We start from the raw sequence: 23,906 nt of genomic DNA, 5'->3' as shown, positions 1-23,906 counted from the left end.
CACTACCTCTTTAAGATAATGGTTATCCTAAGGAACCACAAGCTTCAAACGATCAAGCCCTCATTGAACTGTTCTTGAAAATGTAACAGTTAAGTTTTATACTGATCACGAGAAGAGTTAAATCTAGAAAAGGTGGAGTATAATGATGAGCACACTCAATCAAGTTAAATTAGATGATTTTTATGCCGTACTGCAGGAAAGACATTCCGTTCGCGTCTATGACCCGACCGTCAAGATTCCCCGTGAAGAGCTGAAAGAGATCGTGGAGCTCTCCTTGTCCGCTCCGTCCTCGTCCAATTTGCAACCATGGCGTTTTCTGATCATCGATGAACCTGAGCTGAAGCAAAAGCTGCTCCCCATCGCCAACAATCAACAACAGGTTGTTGATTCCGCGGCCGTGATCGCTGTATTAGGAGACCTCCACTCTTACGAACGGGCTGAAGAAATCTATGCTGAAGCCGTTCGACTTGGTGCGATGACGGAGGAGATCAAAACCAATTTTGTTGAGCGTCTGCACAAGGGTTATGGCGGCATGGGGCCGGAACGGCTTCACCAAGTCAACTTGCTGGATGCCGGGTTGGTGTCGATGCAGCTGATGCTGATCGCCAAAGCCAAAGGCTATGACACGGTTCCGATGGGCGGATATCATGCTGAGAAATTTGTTGAGGCTTTCGAGGTCCCTGAAACCTTGAAACCCATCCTGCTCATTGCAATCGGTAAAGCTGCAAAAGCAGCACACCCAACGCCACGTCTTTCGGTGGATCAAGTGGTGAATTGGAACTCTTTCCAGAAATAAATATGGTTACCCATAAACGACCAGTGCCGCATCATCTCCCCTGCGGAACCGGTCGTTTTCTCGTCTGAACCCCCGTTCTGCCGGGCATAATACTCCTGAAATTCAGGGCCACGAGGCCGCCCATCCGCTCCAGTTCATCTCATGCGATCATCAAGTTGATCTCAAATTAGCTTTGTTCATAGCTTACATCAATATTACAATAAAGGTCATAGATATCGTGAAAAGGTGAACGTACTCATCCGATTACATCACAAGAAAGGTGGAGTGGACCATGGCTTTAACACAGCAGCGCGAAGCAGGCCTGGAGGTAGCTCGCAATTATGTTAATCAGGTATATGAAACTGTCCAACAACGGAATCCGGGGGAGCATGAATTTCATCAAGCCGTCAAAGAAATCCTCGACTCGTTAGTTCCCGTGTTCGCCAAATATCCGAAATACCAGAACCAAGGGATTCTCGAGCGGATCGTCGAGCCTGAAAGAATGGTCAGCTTCCGTGTACCTTGGGTTGATGACCAAGGCAAAGTGCAGGTGAACCGCGGTTTCCGCGTTCAGTTCAACAGTGCGATCGGCCCTTATAAAGGCGGGCTCCGTTTTCACCCGTCCGTGAACGCCAGCATTATCAAATTCCTCGGGTTTGAGCAAATCTTCAAGAACTCCCTGACCGGCCAGCCTATCGGTGGTGGCAAGGGCGGATCTGACTTCGATCCGAAAGGCAAATCGGATCTTGAAGTGATGCGTTTTACTCAAAGCTTCATGACGGAATTGTCCAAATACATCGGCCCTGACACGGACGTACCCGCTGGCGATATTGGCGTTGGCGCTCGGGAAATCGGCTACATGTTCGGCCAATACAAACGGTTGTATGGCAATGAAACCGGCGTATTGACCGGGAAAGGCCTCACCTACGGAGGCAGCTTGACTCGGACCGAAGCTACGGGCTACGGGCTGGTCTATTTCACCAGCGAGATGCTGGCGAGCCGGGGCGATAGCTTCGCCGGGAAGACCGTTGTGGTGTCCGGTTCCGGTAACGTATCGATCTATGCCATCGAGAAAGCACAGCAGCTAGGTGCCAAGGTTGTCGCCTGCAGTGATTCGAATGGTTATGTATACGACAAGAACGGCATTGATCTCGAAACAGTGAAACGCCTGAAGGAAGTGGAACGGAAACGGATCAGTGAATACGTTAACGAGCATCCGTCTGCAGAGTATGTGGAAGGCTGCCAGAAGATCTGGAGTATTCCTTGCGATATTGCCTTGCCATGCGCAACGCAAAACGAAATCAACGAAGCTGCGGCGAAACAGCTGGTAGCCAATGGAGTTAAATACGTAGCTGAAGGGGCGAACATGCCGTCCTCGTTGGAGGCTATCGAGGTTTATCTGAATAATGGCGTATACTTTGGACCGGCTAAGGCGGCCAATGCCGGCGGGGTCGCCGTATCCGCGCTGGAAATGGCGCAGAACAGCGCTAGACTTGCTTGGACCTTCGAAGAAGTGGACGCTAAGCTCAAAGACATTATGCGTAATATCTATCAAGGTAGCGTGAACGCAGCTGAGGAATTCGGCTATTCCGACAACCTGGTTGTGGGCTCCAATATCGCCGGCTTCCTGAAAGTCGCTGATGCGATGCTGGCTCACGGTATTGTATAAGGAATCCATTAAACATAAAGAGTCGCCTGGAGGATTCGTTCTCCAGGCGACTCTTTTGTTTACTAGATTGAGATTAGTAAGCCAAAGCGTCCAGCGCTTTGATATGGGACAAGTACCGAATGTTACTCGCTTCCTTCATCATCGTAGCTGGCAATCCGCGCAGTTGGGTATTGCTCGCACCGATCGTTGCTACGGCGTCTTTGCGTCCCAAAGAGGCCAGTGTACCGGAGTTGACCGGGCTGAATGCGTTCATTTGTTTGCCGTACAGGTACGCAAACAAGTTATAGCCAATCAGCTCGCCCATTTGCCAAGCGATTTGCGCCGTTGGCGGGTAAGGGCGGCCATCCGCGCCCATGTAAACGGCGCTGTCGCCGGCAACGAACACGTCCTGATGCGAGACGGACTGCAGGAAGTCATTGACCGAAGCGCGGCCGCGGTTCACTTCCAGTCCCGATTCGCCAACGAGCGGATTCCCTTGCACGCCACCCGTCCAAACGAAGGTGTTCGCTACGATTTTTTGCCCGTCTTTCAAATCGATCGCGTTGCCCTCCACATTGGTTACCGGCAATCCGGTCAAGAACTTCACGCCACGTTTCTCCAGGCTGGCTGTTGCACGTTCGATCAGCACGTCCGGCAGGACCGGCAGGATCTTCGGTCCGGCTTCCACGAGTATCAGCTTGATGTCGCTTTGGAGAACGCCGTATTTCTTCGTCATCTCCGGCAGTTTGTCGGCGATCTCCCCAACGAGCTCGACTCCGGTCAATCCGCCGCCGCCGATCACGATGGATGCGTCCGCTTCGTTGCCGGTAGCCGCATATTCACGAATACGCGATTCGATATGCTCGTGAATCCGCTTGGCGTCGTCCGCCGACTTCAATACCATACTGTACTTCTCCAAGCCCGGGATCCCGAAATAAGCGGTAATGCTTCCCAAACCAACGACAAGGGCGTCGTAGGTCAAGACGGTGCCGTCGGAGAGCTTCACTTCTTTCTTATCCACCGAAAAATTCTCTACCTTGGCGATCCGTAAATCAATATCTTTCCCCTTGAACAGCTTCTCCAGCGGCAAGGATACGGCACGCTCGGAAATGCTGCCCGCCGCAAGGCGATGCAGCTCGGTAATGATCTGATGCGTCGGATATTGGTTAATCACCGTGATCCGCGCCTGCGACTGATCCATGAACTTACGGGCCGACAATGCGCTGAGTACACCGCCGTAGCCGGCGCCCAAAATTACAATATGTTTTGACATAATCGTATTCCTCCGTTAGTTTTGATGGCGGTCCCGTTCACCGGAGACTTGAAGATAAGCATTCACGAAACGAAGCAGCTTTTGGGTTTGCGGATCTTTCAGCATTTTCATCAACCCAAATACACCGATCACCTCTTGGCTGTCCTCGGCGCGGTCCTTCGCTTCCATCACGTTAGCCGCCAGATGCTTCGCTTTACCCACGACCGGTCCGGCAATTTCCGAAATGGCGCCGACGGTGTCGCTCTTCAGGACTTCATCCGAAGCTACGGATTTAGCAAAATCATACGATTTCGTCAACACTCCTACGAGTTCGTTCAATTTAGGAAGCTGCTCGACCAGAGCCGTCAGCGATTGCTGTACCTCCGGTTTCAAGAGCTGCTCCAGGAGCTCCTGCTGCCCGCTTGCGTTTGGGGCTGCGGATTGCTCCGCTTTCGTTTCAGTAACTGTTTCTGACATATCCGATTCTCCTTTGCGATAATCTGAGGACGACCCTGCCGAACTACAGTTCATGCATAGTGTTCCTCCTTTGGATGCCTCTAACCGCTTCAAGTTAGTGAAAATTTGCACATCTTAACCTTGAACAATCCGAATAAATTGTAACATATTTTCAACAAAAAAGGACCGTATAAGTGACAAAATTCACGGCCCTTATCGATATCAATTTTCGATGAATTCTAAGCTCCGTAAGAGGACGGTAACGTCTCCTTCAAAAAATCGCAAAATAGCTTTTCGGTCGGCGCAAGCTCCCGATTGGCTGGAATGATCACGCCGACATCCCGGGTCACCTGCGGCTCCATCATCGGCAGCGACACGATCGTGGAAGGAATATGCTCGCCTAGGGCAATTTCGGGAAGCAAGGTTAAACCGAGTCCGGCGGCCACCAGCCCTTTGATCGCGTCCAAATCGTCCCCTTCAAACGAAACCTTCGGTTGAAATCCCATTTTGTCACAGGCGTCGACTACGATTTCTCGCAAGATAAATCCCTTGGGAAATAAGACGAACACGTCCTCCCGCAGGTCATCCAGCCCTACCGAGTCGCGGTCGGCCAACCGATGCCCAGCGGGCAACAGCACTTTGAAATTCTCGCGGAATAATGCCTCGCCCGTTACCTGTGCTTCCCCTTGAGGCACCGGACCGATCATGGCCAAGTTCATCACGCCGCCGCCGACCCAATCCAGCAGCTCTCGATAAGATCCATGCTGCAGTTGGAAATGCACCTCCGGATACCGGCGCCGGAATGCCGACACAACCGTAGGCACCAGGTTCGCAGCCAGGCTGCTCGGGAACCCAATCCGCACCGTCCCGCGCTCCGGATCAAGATATTCGTTGATCTCCTGCTGCGCCTGCTCGATTACTTTCATCATCTGTTCCATATGCTGCAGGAACTGCCGGCCAATTGGCGTCAACTTCACCTTGCGGCCTTCATGGACAAACAGATCGACGCCCAACTCTGCTTCCAGCTTAAAGATTTGCCGGCTGACCGCCGACTGCGACACATGCAAGGCATACGACGCTTCCGTCACATGCTCCAGCTTGGCCGCCTCCATAAAGTATTGGATTTGCCTGAGCTCCATCCCCTCACCCCGTTCGCCGCATTTTGGTTCCAACCTGTTCGAGTACGTATATAGCTTACACCCTGTGAAATATATTAAAAACCATTATACCCGACTCCCCTCCGAAAACGGAAGCGCAAAAGGCATATTGGTAAGGAAAACCCTGCATAAAAAAAGCGGCGATGCCGGTTTCCCTAGCCTCGCCGCCTACTCTCATTATGTGTCTTACTCCTCCGGACAATCCAGCCGGTACAGATTGCGGTACCGCGGCTCGCGAGCCAGCAGCTCTGCATGGCTGCCGCGCATCACGACGCGCCCGTGCTCCATGAACACGATCTCGTCCATCCGTTCGGCGCCGACAAGGTGATGCGTCACCCAGATCAGCGACTTGCCTTGAGTCGTGCGGAAGATCGTCGCTAGCAGCTCGCGTTCGGTGCGCGGATCGAGGCCGACGGTGGGCTCATCGAGGATGAGCACCGGCGTATCCTGCAGGAGGATCCGCGCCAGGGCCACGCGCTGCCGTTCGCCGCCGGAGAATCGCCGACCTGTTTCACGCATCGGCGTGTTCATCCCCTGCGGCAGCGCCGCAACCAGCGGACCGAGCTGCGCCGCCTGCGCGGCCCGGCCGATCTCCTCGTCCGTCGCCTCCGGACGGCCGAGCCGGATGTTGTTCGACACCGTCGTGTCGAACAGATGGGGGCTTTGATTCAGGACGGAGATCACCTCCGGCATCCGGTCGCCGTAAGCGGCGGCTGGGATGCCGTTGATCTGCACCGTCCCGTGGCTCGGGGCAAGCGCGCCCTGGATCAGCTTCAGCAGCGTCGATTTGCCGGCGCCGCTGCGGCCAATCACCATCACCCGCTTGCCCTGCGGGAAATCCAGCGAGAAGCCGTCAACCGAGTCGGCGTCTTCCGCGGCGTAGGCGAAGCGGACGTCTCGCAGCCGCACATCAGCGGCAGCGGTGCGAGGCGCTACTTCGCCCGCCGCAGCCTCTACCGCCTCAGCGCCGCCCCCCGAGATCCGGGCGAGCCGGTCCAGCGACACGCGATATTGCGGCGTGCGCTCCACCGCTTCGGACACGGGCAGAAACGCGTCCGACAGCGGGAACACGATCAAGACGAACGCCGCAATCAGCGTCGCGTCGATCCGTCCGGCCGCCGCTTCGCCGCCGGCCCAATAAACCATCGAAACCACGACAAGGCCGACGACGAAATGGCCGATGAAGCTGCGCCAGCGAGCCCACGCCCGCAGCTTGCGGTCCTTACGGGCCACCGCAGCCTCATCTTGCGCATAGGACTTCAGGAATTCCGCCGTCCGCCCACTGATCACCCAATCGCCGATCCCCATGACGGCATCGGTCAACTTCTGATACAACCCGTTCCGCTCGCGTTTAACCTCCTCGTTCGTCCGCCGTGTGAACCACAGCGAGAGGTAAGGCAGCACCACGACGAGGACGAAAATGTACGCTGCCAACAACAACGCAAACGTGACGTCAAACAAGCCCATGGCCACCACGGTCGCGGCATATAAAATCAGCGCTACGACGCTCGGAAACACGGTGCGAATATATACGTTCTGCAGCTGTTCGATATCATCGGCAAGAGCGCCGAGAATATCCCCCGTCCGGAAACGGGAGCGGATAAACAAGGCTTGTGGTTCCAGCACGCGGTACAGACGAACGCGCATTTTCGCCAAGATTCGCAGTACGGTATCATGGCCAACCAGCCGTTCGACATAATGGATTACCGCCCGACTAATGCCGAATGTGCGAACGCCGACAATCGGTACATACACGAGCAAGATATTATAGGGCTGCATCGCTGACTTGGAGATCAGGAACCCGGAAGTAAACATCAGCATCCCGGCAGACAACAGCGTGAGCACGCCCAGGATCAGATATAACGTAAACCTTCCGCTATACCATCGAAAATAGGGCCGAATCCAGGATTCCTGCTTCATACAATCTCCTCCCGCTGTGCCGATACCAACCGATAATAAGCTCCCCGCTTGGCCATCAGCTCGGTATGCGTCCCCGCTTCCGCCACTCGGCCCTGCTCCATCACCACGATGCGGTCCATTTCGCGCATCCAGTGTAACCGATGGGTCGCGAGGATCACCAGCTTCCCTTCAAACAAGGGCAGCATCGTATTCTTGAGTTCATATTCCGTCTCAATATCCAGGTGAGCCGTAGGTTCGTCGAGCAGAATGACCGGCCGCCGGCTGAGCAAAGCCCGGGCCAACGCCACGCGTTGCTCCTGACCGCCGCTCAAGGGCCGACCGCCGCCGCCAATCAGCTCGTCAAGGCCGCCCGGCAAGCTGCGCACAAGCCCGTCCAGTCCGGCCGCCGTCGCCGCGCGCTCCACCTCGGACCGTGTCGCTTCCGGCGCATTAAAGCTGATGTTGTCCGCCAACGATCCGCTGAAAATATACGGGTTCTGCGGGATATAGGTCATTTGCTCCCGCCAGCCCTGCGCCGTCAAATCCCCCAGCTCCGTACCGTTTAAGGCCACTCGGCCCAAGGTCGGCCGCAGAAATCCGCCGAGCACGTCAATCAACGTAGATTTGCCGGCTCCGCTCTCGCCGATAATCCCGATGGTGCCCATGCCGCCCAACGTCAAGTTCACCTCGGCCAACGACGGACGGGCTTCCTCCTCATGGACCACCCCAATCCCGCGCAAGCTCAGCGTGCTCTCCGGTGTCCACGTCCAGACCGTACCCGCCGGAACCGGCGCAGCTTTGGCCGCCTCCTCATCCGCCGTGGCGATGATCTCATTCATCGCTTCCCCGGCGGCTTTGCCGTCCTGCGTCGCATGGAAATCGGCGCCGACCATCCGCACCGGCAGGAAATATTCCGGCGCCAGAATCAGCACGGTTAATGCCGGCAGCAGCACCATCTCGCCATCAACCAAACGCAGCCCCAAGCTAACCGCCACCGAGGCGACCGATAACATCGTAATGAAATCCAGGGCGAACGAGGACAAGAATGCTACTCGCAGCGTTCGCATCGTTGCCGACCGATAGGAGTCGCTGACCCGCTCAATTGACGTCACATGCGCTTTGCTGCGCCCCAAGAATTTCAACGTTTCCAGCCCGCGCAGCGAATCAACGAAATGATTGGATAAGATCCGATACGATTTCAACTGCCGCTCGGTTTGCTTGCGCGCTGCAAGCCCGATAAGGATCATAAAGGCGATCAGGATCGGCATTGTCAGCGTCAGAATAATCCCGGAAGCCAAATCCAACTTGTAAACGTAGGCCAAAATCAGAACCGGCGTTAAACCCGTTGCCAGCATGCGCGGAATAAACAACTCCAGATAATTCCGATATTTTGTTACACCCTCCAGGACGAGGGTCACCAAATTCCCAGTTCCTTCGGTTCCGGCGAAGCGCGGCCCCAGTTGGAACAGCTTCTCTAGCACCCGCTCCCGCAGGCCCCGCCCCGTCTCCTCAGCAAAAGCGTACGCCGTTTTCTGCTGCAGCATGCCACAGACCTGCCGTACGATAAAAGCAAGCAGGAACAAACCGGCCCCGCCGGCTTGTTCCTGCAGCTTGGCTCCGGCAAACAGGGCGGAGACGATCTCCGCCAACCATTTGGCCTGCCAGATGATAGCAAAGCTTTGAACCAGGGTCAGCAGGGCCATGATCGCCATGACCGGCTTGATCCCTGTGATTTTCATGACTCCGCGGCCCATTAATATTCCAAATGCTCCTTCTCGTGTACGCGTTTATGGAAGACAAAATAACTCCAAATTTGATAACCCAGCACGAACGGTAGCAGGCTTAACGCCACGATGGTCATGACCTTCAGGGAGTAGTGCCCGGAGGCCGCGTTATCGATCGTTAAGGAGAAGGCCTCGCTGATCGAGCTGACCATGACGCGTGGGAACAAGCCGACAAATACTGCAGCGATCGACAACACGATCATCGCGCCCGTCATCCCAAACGCCCAGCCGTCTCTTTGTTTACGGATGAACCAGCCAGCCAGCACGAAAGCCGCGACGCCCAGGACCGCTACTAAGCTGATCAACACACCTCGCACTTCAAACACGTCGGTTTCGAAGTACGTCATCACGCCGAAGATGACGAACAATGCAGCAAGTGGAATCAACAGCTTGTGAGCCAGCTTGCGAGCCCGTTCCTGCAGGCTGCCGGTCGTCCGCAAGGAAGCGAACAGCAATCCGTGAACGAGGCAAAGCATCACAACCGTAATGCCGCCGACCAAAGTGTACAGGTTAACCATATCGAACAACCCGGCCTTCATTTCCATGTCTTCGCCGATCGGCAACCCTTTCAGCAAGCCGGAGAATACAACGCCGAGGAGGAACGGAGGCAGCAGGCTGCCGATGAAGACCGCCCAATCCCAAGTGCCTTTCCATCTCCCGCTGTCCACTTTCCCACGGAACTCGAACGCAACGCCCCGCGCAATCAAAGCAAGCAGCAAGACGACAAGCGGGGTGTAATATCCGCTGAACAACGTAGCGTACCAGTTCGGGAAAGCGGCAAACATCGCGCCGCCAGCCGTCAACAGCCAAACCTCGTTCGCGTCCCAGAACGGTCCGATCGAATTGATCAGGACGCGCCGTTCCATATCATTTTTGGCCAAAAATTTGGTACTCATCCCCACCCCGAAGTCAAAACCTTCCAGGAAGAAGAAGCCGATAAACAACACTGCGACAAGGACAAACCAGAGCTCATTAAGAGACAGCATGATATCCCTCCTTACCGAATGGATCCGACGAATGATCCGCACCGTCTCCCGTTTCGTCATTCGGTCCCTTCTTGATGACTTTCACGAACAGGTAAACCAATACGGCGCCAAGTACCGAATAGATCGCTGTAAAAGCAATTAACGAGAACAGGATCTGCCCGCCCGTTACACTTGGTGAAACACTGTCCGCCGTTTGCATCAGCCCAAATACCGTCCACGGCTGACGCCCGAATTCCGTCATGATCCAACCCGAAGTATTCGCGATAAACGGCAGCGAGATCGACCACAACATGAAGCGGTAAAACCAGGTGTTGGGTTTATCGAGTTTTTTGCGCCAAGCCAGATACGTACCGTACAAACCAAGCACGATCATCAAGCATCCGGCAACAATCATAATCCGGAAGCTCCAGAACGTCGTCCGAACGGGAGGAATGTAGTCCCCAGGACCGTAAGTTTGCTCGTATTCCGCTTGCAACTCATGCATGCCTTTAACCTCGCCGGAGAACTTACTGTAGGACAGGAAGCTCAGCAAGTAAGGAATTTTAATTTCAAAATTGTTCTTTTCATTATCCGAATCAATATGCGCATACACCGTCCACGGCGCCGGGTCGCCTGACTTGCCCCAAAGGCCCTCGGAGGCGGCCATTTTCATCGGTTGCGTCTTGACCAGGTATTGTGCTTGCTGGTGACCAAACATGGCCGTTCCGAACGAAGCAATCAGTGCAACGATAATCCCGATCGCAAAGGATTTCTTGAAGAAAGCAGCATCCTGACGTTTCAGCATTTTATAGGCGCTGACACCCGCAATCAAGAAAGCCCCCGTCGCAAAGGCACCCAGCACGGTATGCGGGAATTCTACCCACAGCTGCCCGTTGCCGATCAAGGCGAAGAAGTCGTTCATCTCCGCGCGTCCGTTGTTGATCTCGAAACCAACCGGGCGCTGCATGAATGAGTTGGCCGCCAGAATCCAGAAAGCCGAAACTGTGGTTCCCAAAGCAACCAACCAAATGCACAACAGGTGAACTTTCTTGGACAAGCGATCCCAGCCGAAAATCCAAAGCCCGATAAACGTCGATTCCATGAAGAAGGCAAACAGCGCTTCTACCGCCAACGGCGCACCAAAGACGTCTCCGACGAATCGGGAATAATCCGACCAGTTCATGCCAAACTGGAATTCCTGAAGAATCCCCGTCACGACCCCTACCGCGAAATTGATAAGGAACAGTTTCCCCCAGAACTTCGCCATCCGTTTGTATTCTTCTTTCCCCTTGGTCACGTACATCGTTTCCATGATCGCGATGAGCAGCACCAAACCGATGGATACCGGGACGAAGAAGAAATGGAATATCGTTGTGACCGCAAACTGAAGGCGAGCAAGTACAATCGGATCCAGCATTTCTTTTCCCTACTTTCTAATGATTATTATCTAATGTGAATTCTATCACCGGATCATGAAAACGAACGATCAAAAAATAATAATTTTGTGACAGAAATCACATGAGAAATGTCACAACTCCGAACTTGGGGACGAAACCCGCGTCAGATCAACGTTTTTTGAGGGTTGGCCAATTTTGACATTACTGTGAATGGCCTTTTTTCAACCCGTCGAGGAGGTGCAGTAGCGTGAATACCGGGTGACGCCACAGCATCCGCGGCCCGGCAAAAGCCATCACTCGGCGGATCTGATCCCGCTGGGCGGTCGCATAGCAATGCACGGGGCACGCCAGGCAGGTTGTCTTGCCTTCACCGAACCGGCAGCGGTCGAGCCGCTGCTCGGCATAGCGGTGAAGCTCGGCGCACTCGGCGCATAACGGAGCTGCCGCGTCCCGGACCCGCTCTCGCGGGTCGGTCCGCTCCCTGCCGGCATGTACTTTGCGGCAATACAACGCGATCATCAGGGCCACGGTTTCCTTCTCGCGGCGAATCTGCGGCCCATTGACGCTAGATGCCATCCGGCGTTTCCTCCTTTTTCGTTTCGCGCGTCCGAAAGGCACGTCTCCAACCGAGCCATGTCCCTACGATCATCAGGATGCCGTACGCGACAACCCCAAACGGAAGGGTCGTCGCCAGCCAATGCAGCAAGCCGAACCCGCCCAGCAACAGCATCAACCCCATAATGACCAAGGTTTGGTTTTGCTGCCCCGCTGCTTCAAACGGCTCGGAGAAAGGTAACCCCTTGCGTAAGAACACGAAACAAAGGATGGCGAAACCTTGCATCGCCACTCCAGCTACAATAAGGTCCGGTAAAATGGATGCTCCGAACAGCACGGCGAAAATCGCAGCCTCCGCCATATACAAGGGCAGCATAAGCCGGACCAGGCAGGCCAGCAGAGCCCCTTTGTAAATCGGCGCTTCGCCGGAGATCGGGGCGGTCCGGTAGATCCAGGCCGCTTTGTATTGGCTTGAGTAACGCAGCATCATAATTAAAGACGGAACCATGATCCCGCTAAAATAGATGAACAAATACGTCCGGGTGCCGGATATCCCCTCCAAGCCCTGATCGAGTCCGTTCGAGAACAAGAAGATGAAGGGAAACACGATGGAGAAGCCCAAGGAAGGATACACTTTCAGCTTAAACTCCCGCTCCGTGCCCATTAATGCCCAGGCAAAACGGAAAAAGGCGCTTTCCTGCGGCGTAGAACAAAGCCAATCAGATAACCGGCGCAGCGCCTTCCCCGAGCTTTGGCTGCTCTTGGTACTGGGTTCCGCCAGCTTCTGTAGGTTTCGCTCCAGCGCCGGCATCAGCTTCAGGTACAACAAGAAGGCCGCCAGTGGAACGACGATAGACAACGCCGCCAGCCCGACATAAGTCAACCCTCCGTTCGGATGAAGCAGCGTATGAAATGCGGCGCCGACCCATACCGGCGGCAGCAGGTATTGCCACCACTCCGGCTTGAAAACGATGTCCATGGCCGTGAAGTCGAACAGCCGGACCAACACCTGATAGCCAACCGTAATCGTGATCGTCATTCCGATCTGCACGTAATTGATCATATCCTTCAGCTTCTCGCCGTCAAAAAACCGCAGCACAACCAAATACAGCAGCGCGGTCAACACCACGATCAGCAGATCCATCAGGATCAACTCCAGCAGCATCAGGGCAAAGAAGCCGATCCCTTGCCGAAACAATCCGACCGCCAGCGGAATGACCGCGACCGCTCCGGTCAGGAAAAACAAATAAATAAAGATATGCACCGTCTTCGCCATGGTGAGGGTACGGCGGCTGATCGGCTTGGTAGCCAGAATGCTCCGGTCCCGGATATCCAGCAGCACCGAGGAGAAATCGGAAATCATCGCGGTCATGACCATAAACATGATGATGCCGAACAAGATGCTCGCCTCAAACAGCAAATTGTCCCCCATCAATACAAACATCGAGCTGAATCCGCCAAAAATGACATACAACCAAAGCGAACGCAAGAACTGGTTCCCGTCCTCGGTTTCGTTCTGCGATTTCTTCTTCGATTTGTTGACCAGCGTCGGTACCCTTCTCGCATCCATCGTCAGCTTGACCTGAACAATTCGCCGCATCACCGGATAGTCCACGCCCATCTTCACAAATAATCCGCGAAATCGGTCCAACACCTGCAGGCTCTTCATCTCTTCCATAAGCTACACCTCTTGCACAATAGATACGAGCCGTCCGGCGATATCCTGATGTTCGTTGAACCCGGTCAATTGGTTGAAAATCTGTTCCAGCGACCCTTCATGGTTCTGAGCCTTCAATTCATCAAAGCTCCCATCAGCCACAATGCGGCCCCCGTCCAACAGGACAATTCGACTGCTGATCTTCTCGACCACGTCCATAATATGAGAGGAGTAAAAGATCGCTTTGCCTTGCGCAGCCAACAGAGCAAGCATTTCCTTGACGACCATGACGCTGTTGGCGTCCAGACCGCTGAGTGGCTCGTCCAGAAACAACACGTCCGGATTGTGCAGCAGACTGGAGATCAGCAGCACCTTTTGCTTCATCCCTTTGGAGAACGTCGTAATCCGGGAGTTAAACACATCCCCCAAACTAAACTCCGTCATCATCCGCCGGGCCCTCATCTCGGCTTCATCAGTGGATAACCCGTACAGCTCACCAATGAAAGTCAGATATTCCCGTGCTGTCAGCGTATCGTAAAGCTCAGCGATTTCCGGTACATATCCGATTCGCTTCATATAACTGGCGTCGCCGTCACCCGGATGTTGTCCGAATACCTGTACCTCGCCTTGATATCCCTCTACCAGCCCAAGCATGATCTTCACGGTGGTGCTCTTGCCCGCCCCGTTTGGCCCGATGTAACCGATAATTTGACCGGGGTACACCTCCAAATCAACCCCGTTTAAAACCTGGCGTCCTCCGTAACTCATACGCAAATTCGCCAACTTGATCACCGGATCCTTTGTCGTCGTCATCAAATCGATTCAGCTCCCTTCCACTGCCCCTAGTTTACCATAGATTTCCTAATGAAAGCGGGTGATTCCTCACAGAAAAAGGCACCTCCCGGACCTAAGGTACGGAAGATGCCTTCTTTATTTAAAAGGGATGTTGATTATCCCTGAGAATTGGACGGAATAAATCCGCTGATATCCACGCCAAGCCCTTGCGCCAGACGCATGCCGTATTCTCGGTCGGCACGGAAGAAGTTGCACACCGCGCGCAGCTGCACTTGCTCCGGTGTCTGCAACAGATCGTTCACCAGGTTGGCGATGAGGTGATCCTTCTCCTCGTCCGTAAAGCTCCGATACAGCTCGCCCGCTTGCGTGAAATCATCGGTTTTGGCGATTTTCTCGCGGCCGATCTGTCCGCTGACCGGCACCACGCTGTCGCGGTAGGCTGAATCTTCCTTCGGGCTCGAGTCGAAACTGTTCGGTTCATAATTGATCGGCGATGGATCTTGCTTCACATTCATGTGGCCGTCCCGCTGATGGTTGCGCACCGGGGCATACGGGCAGTTAACCGGGATTTGCAAGTAATTGGCGCCTAGCCGGTAACGCTGCGTATCCGGGTAGGAGAATAACCGGCCTTGCAGCAGCTTATCCTCAGACGGTTCAATGCCGGAGACGAGCACGCTTGGCGAGAACGCCGACTGCTCCACCTCCGCGAAGAAGTTCTCCGGGTTGCGGTTCAGCGTCATCGTGCCGATTTTCACCAAAGGATAGCGGTCTTCCGGCCATACCTTCGTTGGATCGAGCGGGTCGAAGCTCCAGAGGTCCAATTCCTCCACCGGCATCATCTGCACGTTCAGCTCCCACTGCGGGAAGTCTCCGTTCTCGATATGCTCATGCAAGTCGCGCGTGGCATGGTTGAAATCACGACCTTGCACTTCTTGAACCTCGGCCGCCGATAGGGTCTCCACCCCCTGCTTCGACTTCCAGGTGTACTTCACGTAAGTGATTTTACCTTCGGCATTGATCCACTTAAACGCGTGAACCCCAAAGCCGTCCATTTGACGGTAATTCGCCGGCGTCCCGTGGTCCGAGAACACCCAGGTCATCATATGTGTGGATTCGGTCGACAGGGTCATGAAATCCCAATACCGGGCAGGGTCCTGAATATTCGTGTCCGGGGCGGGCTTCAGAGAGTGAACCATGTCCGGGAACTTGATCGCGTCGCGGATGAAGAAGACCGGGAGATGGTTGCCCACCAAATCGTAGTTCCCTTCCTCCGTATAAAATTTCACCGCAAACCCCCGCGGGTCGCGTGCCGTCTCTGGAGAGCCCTGACCGTGAATGACCGTGGAGAAACGGACAAACACCGGTGTTTCACGACCCGCCTCCTGCAGAAAATGGGCCTTTGTGTACTCCGCCAAGCTGCGCTCCGTTACGAATATGCCATGGGCACCCGCACCACGCGCATGTACGACACGTTCTGGAATCCGTTCGCGGTCGAAGTGACCCAGCTTCTCGAGCAGATGATAATCCTCCAACAACGTGGGGCCACGCCCTCCCGCCGTCCGTGAATTTTGATTATCGCCTACCGGAGCTCCCTGATTCGTTGTCAGCCGGTTATCCATTATATCATTCCTTTCAATTTATTATTGCACTTAGACTTATTCTAAAATCTATAATAAATACTACCACGTCCACCTCTGGGCTGCATGAAGGTTCCGTGAGAGCTTGATGAAGAAAACTCAGCCGCTCCCTTTTTACCTTCGTTATTATGAGAATATGGAGGGAGTGACCTCAGTATGTCACTTTCCATGTGGGATCTTGGTCTCGGCTATTTGAAAACCGTACCCGAGAATGCTATACTCACCCTGAAATTAAGAAGCAGACAGAGAAGGAGCGACACAGATGGATTTCGTTACTTTAAATAATGGATTGCAAATGCCCAAGCTGGGGTTCGGAGTATGGCAAGTGCCTGATGAAGGGGCTACCGCCGCAGTGGCCAAAGCGCTGGAGGTAGGCTATACCTCAATCGATACGGCGATGATTTACCGCAACGAGGTTGGCGTCGGCAAAGCGATTAAGCAATCCGGCATTTCTCGCGAGAAGTTGTTCATTACCACAAAAGTGTGGAACAGCGATCAAGGGTACGACAATACGCTGCATGCCTATGACGAAAGCCTGGCGAAACTTGGGCTTGATTATGTCGATTTGTACCTGATTCACTGGCCGATGCCGCAAGTGGATCAATATGTAGAGACCTACAAAGCGCTTGAGAAGCTGTATCGTGACGGACGCGTCAAAGCGATCGGGGTATGTAACTTCGAGATCGAACATCTGGAGCGCCTGTTGAAGGAAACGGAAATCAAACCGGTGTTGAATCAGGTGGAATGCCATCCGCATCTGGCTCAGAACGAGCTGAAGGCATTCTGCGCCAAGCACGACATCTTCGTTGAAGCCTGGAGTCCGCTGGAGCAAGGCGGCGAGGTGCTCACTCATGCGGTGGTCAAATCCATCGCTGAAGCTCACGGGAAGACACCGGCCCAGGTCGTTCTCCGCTGGCATCTGCAGAACAACACGATCGTTATTCCGAAATCGGTCACCCCTTCGCGGATCGAAGAGAACTTCAACGTGTTCGATTTTAATCTGACCGATGCGGAAATGAAGCAAATTGACAGCTTGAACCTCAACCGCCGCAAAGGTTCTCATCCAAACGAGATGCACGTGCGTTAAGGTCTCGCTGTGGTTTATCCTAACGGACTCCACGGACCTTATTGGCCCAATTCCCGTAGATTTCCCGCTGTAACGGACCCCAAAGCCCTTAATGGGTCCTTTTAAGAACGAATTGACCGTTGCTGGCCGGAATAAGGGCTCCGGAGTCCGTTAGCAAGCAAAAACGCGGGTTGCAATGGGAATTCCCATGCAGCCCGCGTTTTGATTTACTGAATTCCTTCCTGCACCTCTCGGATCATTTCCGGAACCGAGATCAACCCGCCGCCGGAGAGATACCAATAGCTCGGATCAAGGTACACGATTTTGCCGTCCTTGAAGGCATTCGTCTTCTTGACGAGGTCGTTCTCGACGATCTCCTTGGCAGGAGTCGCCTGTTTACCTTCTTCGGTGACGACCGCATCGCGGTCGATGACAAACAGGTAATCCGGGTTCTTCTCGGCCACGAATTCGAACGAGATCGAGTTCCCGTGGGTATCGACCTTAATGCTCTCGTCCACCGGCGTGACACCCAATACATCATGAATAATGCCAAAGCGCGAACCTGGACCAAACGCGCTGACCTTACCGCCGGTCGTCAGGATGATCAGCCCCTTCTTGCCGCCAGCCGAAGCCAGGTCATTCACCGCTTTAACCGAATCATTGATGGCTGCCAACTCCTTCTCGGCTTCCGCTTCTTTGCCGAAGAGTTCGCCAATCGTCTTCACGTTCTCCGTGAAGGACTCCATATAGCGCTGCGTTTCCACACCCAAGAAGATCGTTGGTGCGATCTTGTTCAGCTCCTCATAAGCTTCGGAAGAACGTCCGGAGATGAAAATCACGTCCGGCTTCAACGCGTTCAGCTTCTCAAAATCCGGCTCGAACAACGTACCCGCGTTGGTGTATTTGCTATCGTTATATTTCTCCAGATGGCTCGGCAAATTCCCCTGAGGTACGGCTGCAATCTCTATGCCTAGCTTATCGAGCGTTTCGAGCGTACCATAGTCGAAGACGACGACCTTCGCCGGGTTCTTCTTCAAGGTCGCTTCACCGAGTTGATGCTTGATCGTCATTTCCTCATTCTCCGCAGGCGCTGCCGCCACCGGCTCCGCCGTATTGGTGCCGGACGCTGTTTCATTACCGCCGCCCTTATTCCCACCATTACTGCTATTGTTGTTCGCGCCGCATGCCGCAAGCGCAAATACCAACGTTAATGTAGCAAGCATAAACGTAATTTTCTTCGCCTTCACTTTTCAAACTCCCCCTATCTGGTCATATGGAATGAAAATACACGCATATTTTGTTGCCGCCGATCTCCTGGACCGGAATGTCCATGTCGTAAACCTCCCGCAGCACGGACGGTTCGATTATTTCATCCGTCGGGCCTTCCCTGACTACCTTGCCCTCCTTCAGCGCCACGATGTAATCGGAATAGCAGGAAGCAAAGTTGATGTCGTGGATGACCAATATCACTGTTTTCCCCAATTCGTCCACCAATCGGCGCAGCACCTTCATGATTTGCACCGAATGGTTCATATCCAGATTGTTTAACGGCTCGTCGAGCAGCACATATTCGGTGTTCTGCGCGATGACCATGGCGATGAACGCTCGTTGCTTCTGCCCGCCGCTCAATTCTTCCAGGAACTTGTGCTGCATCGATTCCAGATGCATATAACGGAGCGCTTCGTCGACATAGGTTTCTTCTTCTTTCGTCAGGCGCCCCTGCGAATACGGGAACCTCCCGAAATTGACGAGATCCCGCACCGTAAGGCGAATGTTGATGTGATTGGACTGCTTGAGAATCGATATTTTCTTGGCAAGCTCTCCGCTTTTCCACTTGCCGATTTCCCGGCCCTCAATCTGGATCTCTCCCGCGTCCTTGACAATGAGCCGGCTGATCATGGACAACAGGGTGCTTTTCCCCGCTCCGTTGGGTCCGATAAAGGAAGTGATTTTGCCCTTGGCAATCTCCAGCGACACGTTGTCGACGACTTTTTTGCCGCCATATTGTTTGGTTACTCCACTGACCTTTACCACGATTTATTCTCCTTTAGCAGCAGATAGATGAAGTACACTCCGCCGGCAAAGTTGATGATGACACTAAGCGAAGTAGAGAAAGTAAACACTCTTTCAACGATCAGTTGACCGCCAACCAGGGCGATAAAGCCAATCAAGGAGGCGCCGAGAATTAACGTTTTATGGCGGTAGGTATTCAGAAACTGGTACGCCACATTGGCGACCAGCAAACCAAGGAACGTAATCGGTCCGACCAACGCCGTCGAAATCGAAATCAGGACCGCCACGACGATCAGCATCCGCTTGACGACATACTCATAGCTGACGCCGAGGTTCACCGCATGATCCCGTCCCAGGGACAGCACATCCAAATATTTCGCGAATCGCATAAAATAAAGCGCCACGAGCAGCACCCCGGCCAGCGAAATCAATAATAAATCGGAATTGACGTTGTTAAAGCTGGCGAACATTTTATCCTGGATGACCAGGAATTCATTTGGGTCGATCAGCTTCTGCAGAAAGGAAGTTACGCTGGAGAAAAACGTCCCGAAGATAATCCCGATCAACAGAAGGTGGTAAATGTTGCGCCCTTCCTTACGAAACAGCATGCGGTAGAGCAACATCGCAAACACAACCATCAATCCAACCGCCATGACAAATCGCAAATTTTTGCTCATCATCGTCAAAGCCGTGCCGCCGATCAGGAAGACGATCACCGTCTGCAACAGCATGTAAAGCGAATCCATGCCGATGATACTCGGCGTCAAGATCCGGTTGTTCGTAATCGTCTGGAAGACGACCGTGGAAAAGGCGATGGCGGTCCCCGTAAGAAGGATGGCAAATAGTTTCTTGCCCCGCCGCGGTAATATGTAGTCCCACTGTCCTCCCGCATCGATCGTCATAAAGACGATGGCGAGCAGAACGGCGATACCGACGAGGGTCCAAAGTTTGGCGTTATGACTCATAAGTCTTTCTCCTCATCAGCAGATACAGGAAGATCCCGCTTCCGATCACCCCGACGGTCAGGCCGATCGAGATTTCGTACGGATAGATGATGACTCGACCCAAGATGTCGCAGGCCAGCACGAAGACCGCCCCCAGCAAAGCTGTATGGGTCAAATTATCTTTCAGGTTGTCTCCGCGGAACATCGTTACCAGGTTTGGAATGATGAGTCCAAGAAAAGGAATCGATCCCACCGTCAGCACGACAACAGCCGTCACGAGCGCCACCAGGCCCAATCCGATATTGACGACTTGCTTATAGTTCAATCCGAGATTCACGGAGAACTCCTCGCCCATGCCCGCCACCGTGAATTTATTGGCGTAGAGGTAGGAGAGCACCACAAGCGGGACGCTGATATACAGCAGCTCGTATCGGCCCTGCATGATCATGGAGAAATCTCCGTACAGCCAAGCGGACATGCTCTGAATCAAATTGTATTTGTAAGCAAAAAAGGTCGTTGCCGAAGCCACGATGCCGCCGAACATCAACCCGACCAGCGGGATGAAGATGGCATCCTTGTATTTCACCCGATTGAGAATCGCCATGAAGAGATACGTACCCAGTAAGGCGAATCCGAAGGCGACGGACATCTTGACGAGCGGCCCTGCGGTCGTAAAGACAAGCAGCGATACCATAATGCCAAAGCTCGCCGAGTCCATCGTTCCCGCCGTCGTCGGGGACACGAATTTATTGCGGGTCAGCTGCTGCATGATCAAGCCGACGATGCTCATGCTGACGCCGGCGATGAGAATACTGATTAACCGGGGAATCCGGCTGATGCGCAAGAGTTCCCATTGCTCCGGATCGAAACGCAGCAGGGCGACTAGGGATAGTTCCCCGACTCCGATAAACAAGGAGACAAGGGATAGAGCAACCAGCAGCACTGCCATGTAAGTTTTCTTCATAATCCTCGTCCTTACTGTCCTTCCTCTGGCCATGAGGAAGTTCAAGTTTCTCGCTGCCGGCAGGACAGACGATTTATGATAATGATATTCATTATCAATTAGTTTGAATTATACCGTCTCGTTTTTGGCACTGTCAACCATTTTAAAATTGAAACTTTAACGAAGTCCGTTCCATTACCCTGTACAAATCAGTCTTTCGAATGCTCCAACTTTACTGATTAGCCTCTGGTTCGGGTTCTGGTTCGACTTCTGATCAACTTCGCTCACTTCTGCTCCCCTTCTGCTTCCCTTCGACCTCGTAACGGACTGTAGCGACGCTATTTGTGTATTTCCCGCTCATTTCCCGTTTTAACGGACTCCATAGCCGTTATTGGGCTAAAAAGGCTCGATTAGGGGCCATTAGCATGAAATAAGGTCTCCTCAGTCCGTTACAATTTAACGGCTTACTTTCTAAGACATTTAGCGTCTATGGTGTCCGTTAGCACCACGCCGCCAAAAATCCGGCCTGCATCATCACGCGCTCAAGGCCCTTCACGGCAAAAAAAGCATCCGCCCCGGCCCAAGCTCCGTTTGGAGAGCCTGGACCGGGGCGAATGCCCCGAAAGTAGTACAAATGTATCCGCGGCAAACGCAAGCCTACAGCGTTACCCGTCTTCTCTCTCTCGCCGAAGCCAAGCAGGCTTCCAGCACGGCCATGCCTTTGACGGCGTCAGCCGGGGAGAAGCGCTGCGGACGTTCGCCAAAGGCAGCGGCTGCGAAATCGTCCAGCTCGGCCACGTAAGGATTGGCCGCTTCCGGCACCTCCGTGCGCTTCTCCCCGTGCACGGTAACGGTAAACGCGGCGTCTTCCCCGCCGGCGGTGAAGGCCAGCGGCAACTCGATCGTTCCCTCCGAGCCGACGATTTCCAGCAACTGGCGGTGTTCCGTCCACATGCCACAGTCAAACGTCAACCCGACGCCGCCGGGGAATTCCGCGAGCCCGGAAGCCATCATGTCGACGCCGCCGTGCCGGTCGGAGAACTGGGCCAACACGGTGACCGCTTCCGGCTCTTGGCCGAGCAAGAACCGCGCCGCGCTGAGTGGGTAACAGCCGACGTCATACAACGAGCCACCGCCCCATTCCGGCTTCAGCCGGATGTTGGCCAGATCCTCAGCGTTGTTGAACGTAAACGCCCCGCGGATCGCGCGAAGTTCGCCGATCTCGCCGCCGTCCAGGATGGCGCGAATCCGACTCCAGCGCGGGTGATGGCGGTACATAAATGCTTCCGCCAGTACGACGCCGGCTTTGGCGGCGGCTGCCGCCATCTCTTCGGCCTCGGCAGATGTCAGCGCGAGCGGCTTCTCGCACAACACATGTTTCCCGGCTTCGATCGCGCGAATCGCCCAATCTTTATGTAAATGGTTGGGCAACGGAATATACACGGCGTCGATATCGCCATCCGCCAGTAGCTCTTCATAACTTCCGTAGGCTTTCGGGATGTCAAACCGACTGGCGACCTCCCGGCTCTTGTCCAGGTTACGGCTAGAGACCGCAGAAAGGCTCCCTCTGGCGGACTGCTGAATCGCCGGCATTACGGCGTTGATCGCGATACCCGCGCAGCCAACGATTCCCCATCGCAGTTGACGATTGCTGCTATGTTCCATGGCTATACACCCTCTTTTCCCGTGGTTGTCCCCTTCATTGTACCTGTCCGACGATAGCAAGTATAGAGCCCCCCCGCCTGATGAAAATCACGTAAACGGGGTATAGTAACCGAGGAGAACTAGATTACCAACTACACTTTACCCAAGGAGACGATGACCTCATGGAAAATCTGCACGAATTCGTCGAGAAGGTTCAGGATCAGCAGCAGAAGCAAGCCAAGAACAAAAAACGCGGCCACGGAAATCCGGCCGGCCAACTTCCAACTAAACAGCATAGCACGCAGAAATAAATGCGTAAGAAAGCCGCTCACAAGACCTGTGAAGCGGCTTTCGACTTCTCTACAATTATCCCTCGTACTTATCTTCGCCGGAAATAAATTCGTTTAACGTCTCCCCGCCTTCGGTACGGTGGTTCTTGATCGTTGCCAAGCGGCCGTTATGCGCTTCTCCTCCATTGCCGGTCGTTTGGTTCTGCCCGTTGCTGCTGCCATTTCCGGTGCCGGGTTTCCGTTGCTGCTTGTTATTTTCCATGTCGTTCTAACCTCCTGAGCGTTTCGTGATGGATGGGAAAGGTCGCCCTGCCTATTCCTTGGGTTAGCGTTTCTTGCCCGGGCTGTTTTTATTCTCGGCAGATGGACTGGACTTAGGTCCAGTTTCACGGCTCCCCTAGAGACCGAAGTCATCCTTGCGCTTTTGTAGTATGCTGTTATCAGTTAAGTACATAGGCAAAGGAGATTGGATATGAATTTGAATAAAAAATCATGGATCGGTCCAGCGCTTATCTTGCTCGGTCTCTACCTCCTCTTCTTCCGCAAGGAAGCGATCAGCGCGGGAACGTTATTCGGCAACTTCTGGCCCACCTTGTTTGTCCTTCCGCTTGGCTTATTCTTCCACTGGATGTATTTCTCGGTTACCAATCGGAAGGCGACTGGACTGCTCATCCCCGGGGGAATCTTGTTCACCGTAGGTCTGGTCTGCCAGCTAGCTACGTTGTTCAACAGCTGGGAGTATTTATGGCCAGGCTTCATTCTGGCCCCCGCCGTCGGCTTGTTTGAGTTCTACTGGTTCGGTAACCGCAACAAGTACCTGCTGATCCCGATCAACATTTTAACGGTGCTGTCGCTGTTGTTCTTCGCCGTGTTCTCGCTGGGTTCGCTGTACAATCGACTCATCTTCGGACAGCCGGTTCTGGCCATCGCCTTAATCGCCATCGGCGCGGGCGTGATGATCGCCCCAAGGAAACGACACTAATCGTTTTCGTCAAAAAACGCACAAAGAGCCGTCCGGCTGATCCGGAC

General features: G+C 54.0%; 22 protein-coding genes. 5 read left to right on the top strand and 17 right to left on the bottom strand.

Annotated elements, in window-relative coordinates; translation table 11 throughout:
• The first annotated feature begins 145 nt into the window (after nt 1–145).
• Nucleotides 146–796 (top strand): nitroreductase family protein, encoded by a 651-nt coding sequence (locus M0651_RS13265; RefSeq protein WP_248552228.1) that lies wholly within the window; start codon nt 146–148, stop codon nt 794–796.
• Between the two features lie 271 nt (nt 797–1,067).
• The gene (gene gdhA, locus M0651_RS13260; protein WP_248552227.1) at nt 1,068–2,444 is read left to right on the top strand and encodes an NADP-specific glutamate dehydrogenase; all 1,377 of its coding nucleotides are present in this window, start codon (nt 1,068–1,070) and stop codon (nt 2,442–2,444) included.
• A gap of 73 nt (nt 2,445–2,517) precedes the next feature.
• Here gdhA and M0651_RS13255 read toward each other — a convergent pair whose 3' ends face one another.
• From M0651_RS13255 to M0651_RS13205, 11 genes are all read right to left on the bottom strand, one after another.
• Nucleotides 2,518–3,696 (bottom strand): NAD(P)/FAD-dependent oxidoreductase, encoded by a 1,179-nt coding sequence (locus tag M0651_RS13255; protein WP_248552226.1) that lies wholly within the window; start codon nt 3,694–3,696, stop codon nt 2,518–2,520.
• A gap of 15 nt (nt 3,697–3,711) precedes the next feature.
• Nucleotides 3,712–4,152, bottom strand: coding sequence for a DUF1641 domain-containing protein (locus M0651_RS13250; RefSeq protein ID WP_248552225.1), 441 nt, complete (start codon nt 4,150–4,152; stop codon nt 3,712–3,714).
• Between the two features lie 218 nt (nt 4,153–4,370).
• Nucleotides 4,371–5,270 carry a glutamate biosynthesis transcriptional regulator GltC gene (gene gltC, locus M0651_RS13245; RefSeq protein ID WP_248552224.1) on the bottom strand — a complete coding sequence of 300 codons (900 nt, stop codon included), beginning with the start codon at nt 5,268–5,270 and terminating at the stop codon, nt 4,371–4,373.
• 204 nt (nt 5,271–5,474) lie between these two features.
• Complete coding sequence (gene cydC / locus M0651_RS13240; RefSeq protein WP_248552223.1) at nt 5,475–7,208, bottom strand: thiol reductant ABC exporter subunit CydC; 1,734 nt, start codon at nt 7,206–7,208, stop codon at nt 5,475–5,477.
• Nucleotides 7,205–8,941 (bottom strand): thiol reductant ABC exporter subunit CydD, encoded by a 1,737-nt coding sequence (cydD, locus tag M0651_RS13235; protein ID WP_248552222.1) that lies wholly within the window; start codon nt 8,939–8,941, stop codon nt 7,205–7,207. Before cydD ends, cydC begins: the two co-directional genes overlap by 4 nt.
• A complete protein-coding gene (gene cydB / locus M0651_RS13230; protein ID WP_248552221.1) occupies nt 8,941–9,957 on the bottom strand; it encodes a cytochrome d ubiquinol oxidase subunit II in 1,017 nt (338 codons plus the stop codon). Before cydB ends, cydD begins: the two co-directional genes overlap by 1 nt.
• A complete protein-coding gene (locus M0651_RS13225) occupies nt 9,944–11,353 on the bottom strand; it encodes a cytochrome ubiquinol oxidase subunit I (RefSeq protein ID WP_372490948.1) in 1,410 nt (469 codons plus the stop codon). Before M0651_RS13225 ends, cydB begins: the two co-directional genes overlap by 14 nt.
• A gap of 181 nt (nt 11,354–11,534) precedes the next feature.
• Nucleotides 11,535–11,909, bottom strand: a complete 375-nt coding sequence (locus M0651_RS13220) for a nitrous oxide-stimulated promoter family protein (protein WP_248552220.1) — start codon at nt 11,907–11,909, stop codon at nt 11,535–11,537.
• Nucleotides 11,899–13,566, bottom strand: a complete 1,668-nt coding sequence (locus M0651_RS13215; protein WP_248552219.1) for a hypothetical protein — start codon at nt 13,564–13,566, stop codon at nt 11,899–11,901. The genes M0651_RS13220 and M0651_RS13215 overlap by 11 nt, the downstream gene beginning before the upstream one ends.
• Nucleotides 13,567–13,569: 3 nt before the next feature.
• A complete protein-coding gene (locus tag M0651_RS13210) occupies nt 13,570–14,358 on the bottom strand; it encodes an ABC transporter ATP-binding protein (RefSeq protein WP_248552218.1) in 789 nt (262 codons plus the stop codon).
• Between the two features lie 137 nt (nt 14,359–14,495).
• Nucleotides 14,496–15,959 (bottom strand): catalase, encoded by a 1,464-nt coding sequence (locus M0651_RS13205; RefSeq protein WP_248552217.1) that lies wholly within the window; start codon nt 15,957–15,959, stop codon nt 14,496–14,498.
• A gap of 280 nt (nt 15,960–16,239) precedes the next feature.
• On the opposite strand from M0651_RS13205, the gene M0651_RS13200 reads away from it, so the two are divergent.
• Nucleotides 16,240–17,064, top strand: coding sequence for an aldo/keto reductase (locus M0651_RS13200; protein WP_248552216.1), 825 nt, complete (start codon nt 16,240–16,242; stop codon nt 17,062–17,064).
• Nucleotides 17,065–17,270: 206 nt separating this feature from the next.
• Here the strand turns inward: M0651_RS13200 and M0651_RS13195 are convergent, their stop codons facing one another.
• The 5 genes from M0651_RS13195 to M0651_RS13175 all read right to left on the bottom strand — a co-directional run bounded on the left by M0651_RS13195 (nt 17,271) and on the right by M0651_RS13175 (nt 22,608).
• A complete protein-coding gene (locus M0651_RS13195) occupies nt 17,271–18,266 on the bottom strand; it encodes a siderophore ABC transporter substrate-binding protein (protein WP_248552316.1) in 996 nt (331 codons plus the stop codon).
• Between the two features lie 46 nt (nt 18,267–18,312).
• Nucleotides 18,313–19,077, bottom strand: coding sequence for an iron ABC transporter ATP-binding protein (locus tag M0651_RS13190; RefSeq protein WP_248552215.1), 765 nt, complete (start codon nt 19,075–19,077; stop codon nt 18,313–18,315).
• Complete coding sequence (locus M0651_RS13185; RefSeq protein WP_248552214.1) at nt 19,071–20,021, bottom strand: iron chelate uptake ABC transporter family permease subunit; 951 nt, start codon at nt 20,019–20,021, stop codon at nt 19,071–19,073. The genes M0651_RS13190 and M0651_RS13185 overlap by 7 nt, the downstream gene beginning before the upstream one ends.
• The gene (locus tag M0651_RS13180) at nt 20,011–20,964 is read right to left on the bottom strand and encodes an ABC transporter permease (protein ID WP_248552213.1); all 954 of its coding nucleotides are present in this window, start codon (nt 20,962–20,964) and stop codon (nt 20,011–20,013) included. The genes M0651_RS13185 and M0651_RS13180 overlap by 11 nt, the downstream gene beginning before the upstream one ends.
• 636 nt (nt 20,965–21,600) lie before the next feature.
• Nucleotides 21,601–22,608, bottom strand: coding sequence for a Gfo/Idh/MocA family protein (locus M0651_RS13175; RefSeq protein WP_248552212.1), 1,008 nt, complete (start codon nt 22,606–22,608; stop codon nt 21,601–21,603).
• Nucleotides 22,609–22,769: 161 nt separating this feature from the next.
• Here M0651_RS13175 and M0651_RS13170 point away from each other — a divergent pair, with 161 nt between their 5' ends.
• Nucleotides 22,770–22,898: a DUF4023 family protein gene (locus M0651_RS13170; protein WP_082691358.1), complete on the top strand. Its 129-nt coding sequence runs from the start codon at nt 22,770–22,772 to the stop codon at nt 22,896–22,898.
• A 55-nt stretch (nt 22,899–22,953) separates the two neighbouring features.
• Here M0651_RS13170 and M0651_RS13165 read toward each other — a convergent pair whose 3' ends face one another.
• Nucleotides 22,954–23,139, bottom strand: coding sequence for a hypothetical protein (locus tag M0651_RS13165; RefSeq protein WP_248552211.1), 186 nt, complete (start codon nt 23,137–23,139; stop codon nt 22,954–22,956).
• Between the two features lie 210 nt (nt 23,140–23,349).
• Between M0651_RS13165 and M0651_RS13160 the strand changes: the two genes are divergently transcribed.
• Nucleotides 23,350–23,859, top strand: a complete 510-nt coding sequence (locus M0651_RS13160; protein WP_248552210.1) for a hypothetical protein — start codon at nt 23,350–23,352, stop codon at nt 23,857–23,859.
• Nucleotides 23,860–23,906: the final 47 nt, after the last annotated feature.

This window comes from Paenibacillus mellifer, from assembly GCF_023195895.1.
Lineage (GTDB): Bacteria > Bacillota > Bacilli > Paenibacillales > Paenibacillaceae > Fontibacillus > Fontibacillus mellifer.
The sequence above is the reverse complement of the archived record's forward strand: the minus strand, read 5'-3'. Positions and strand labels throughout refer to the sequence as shown.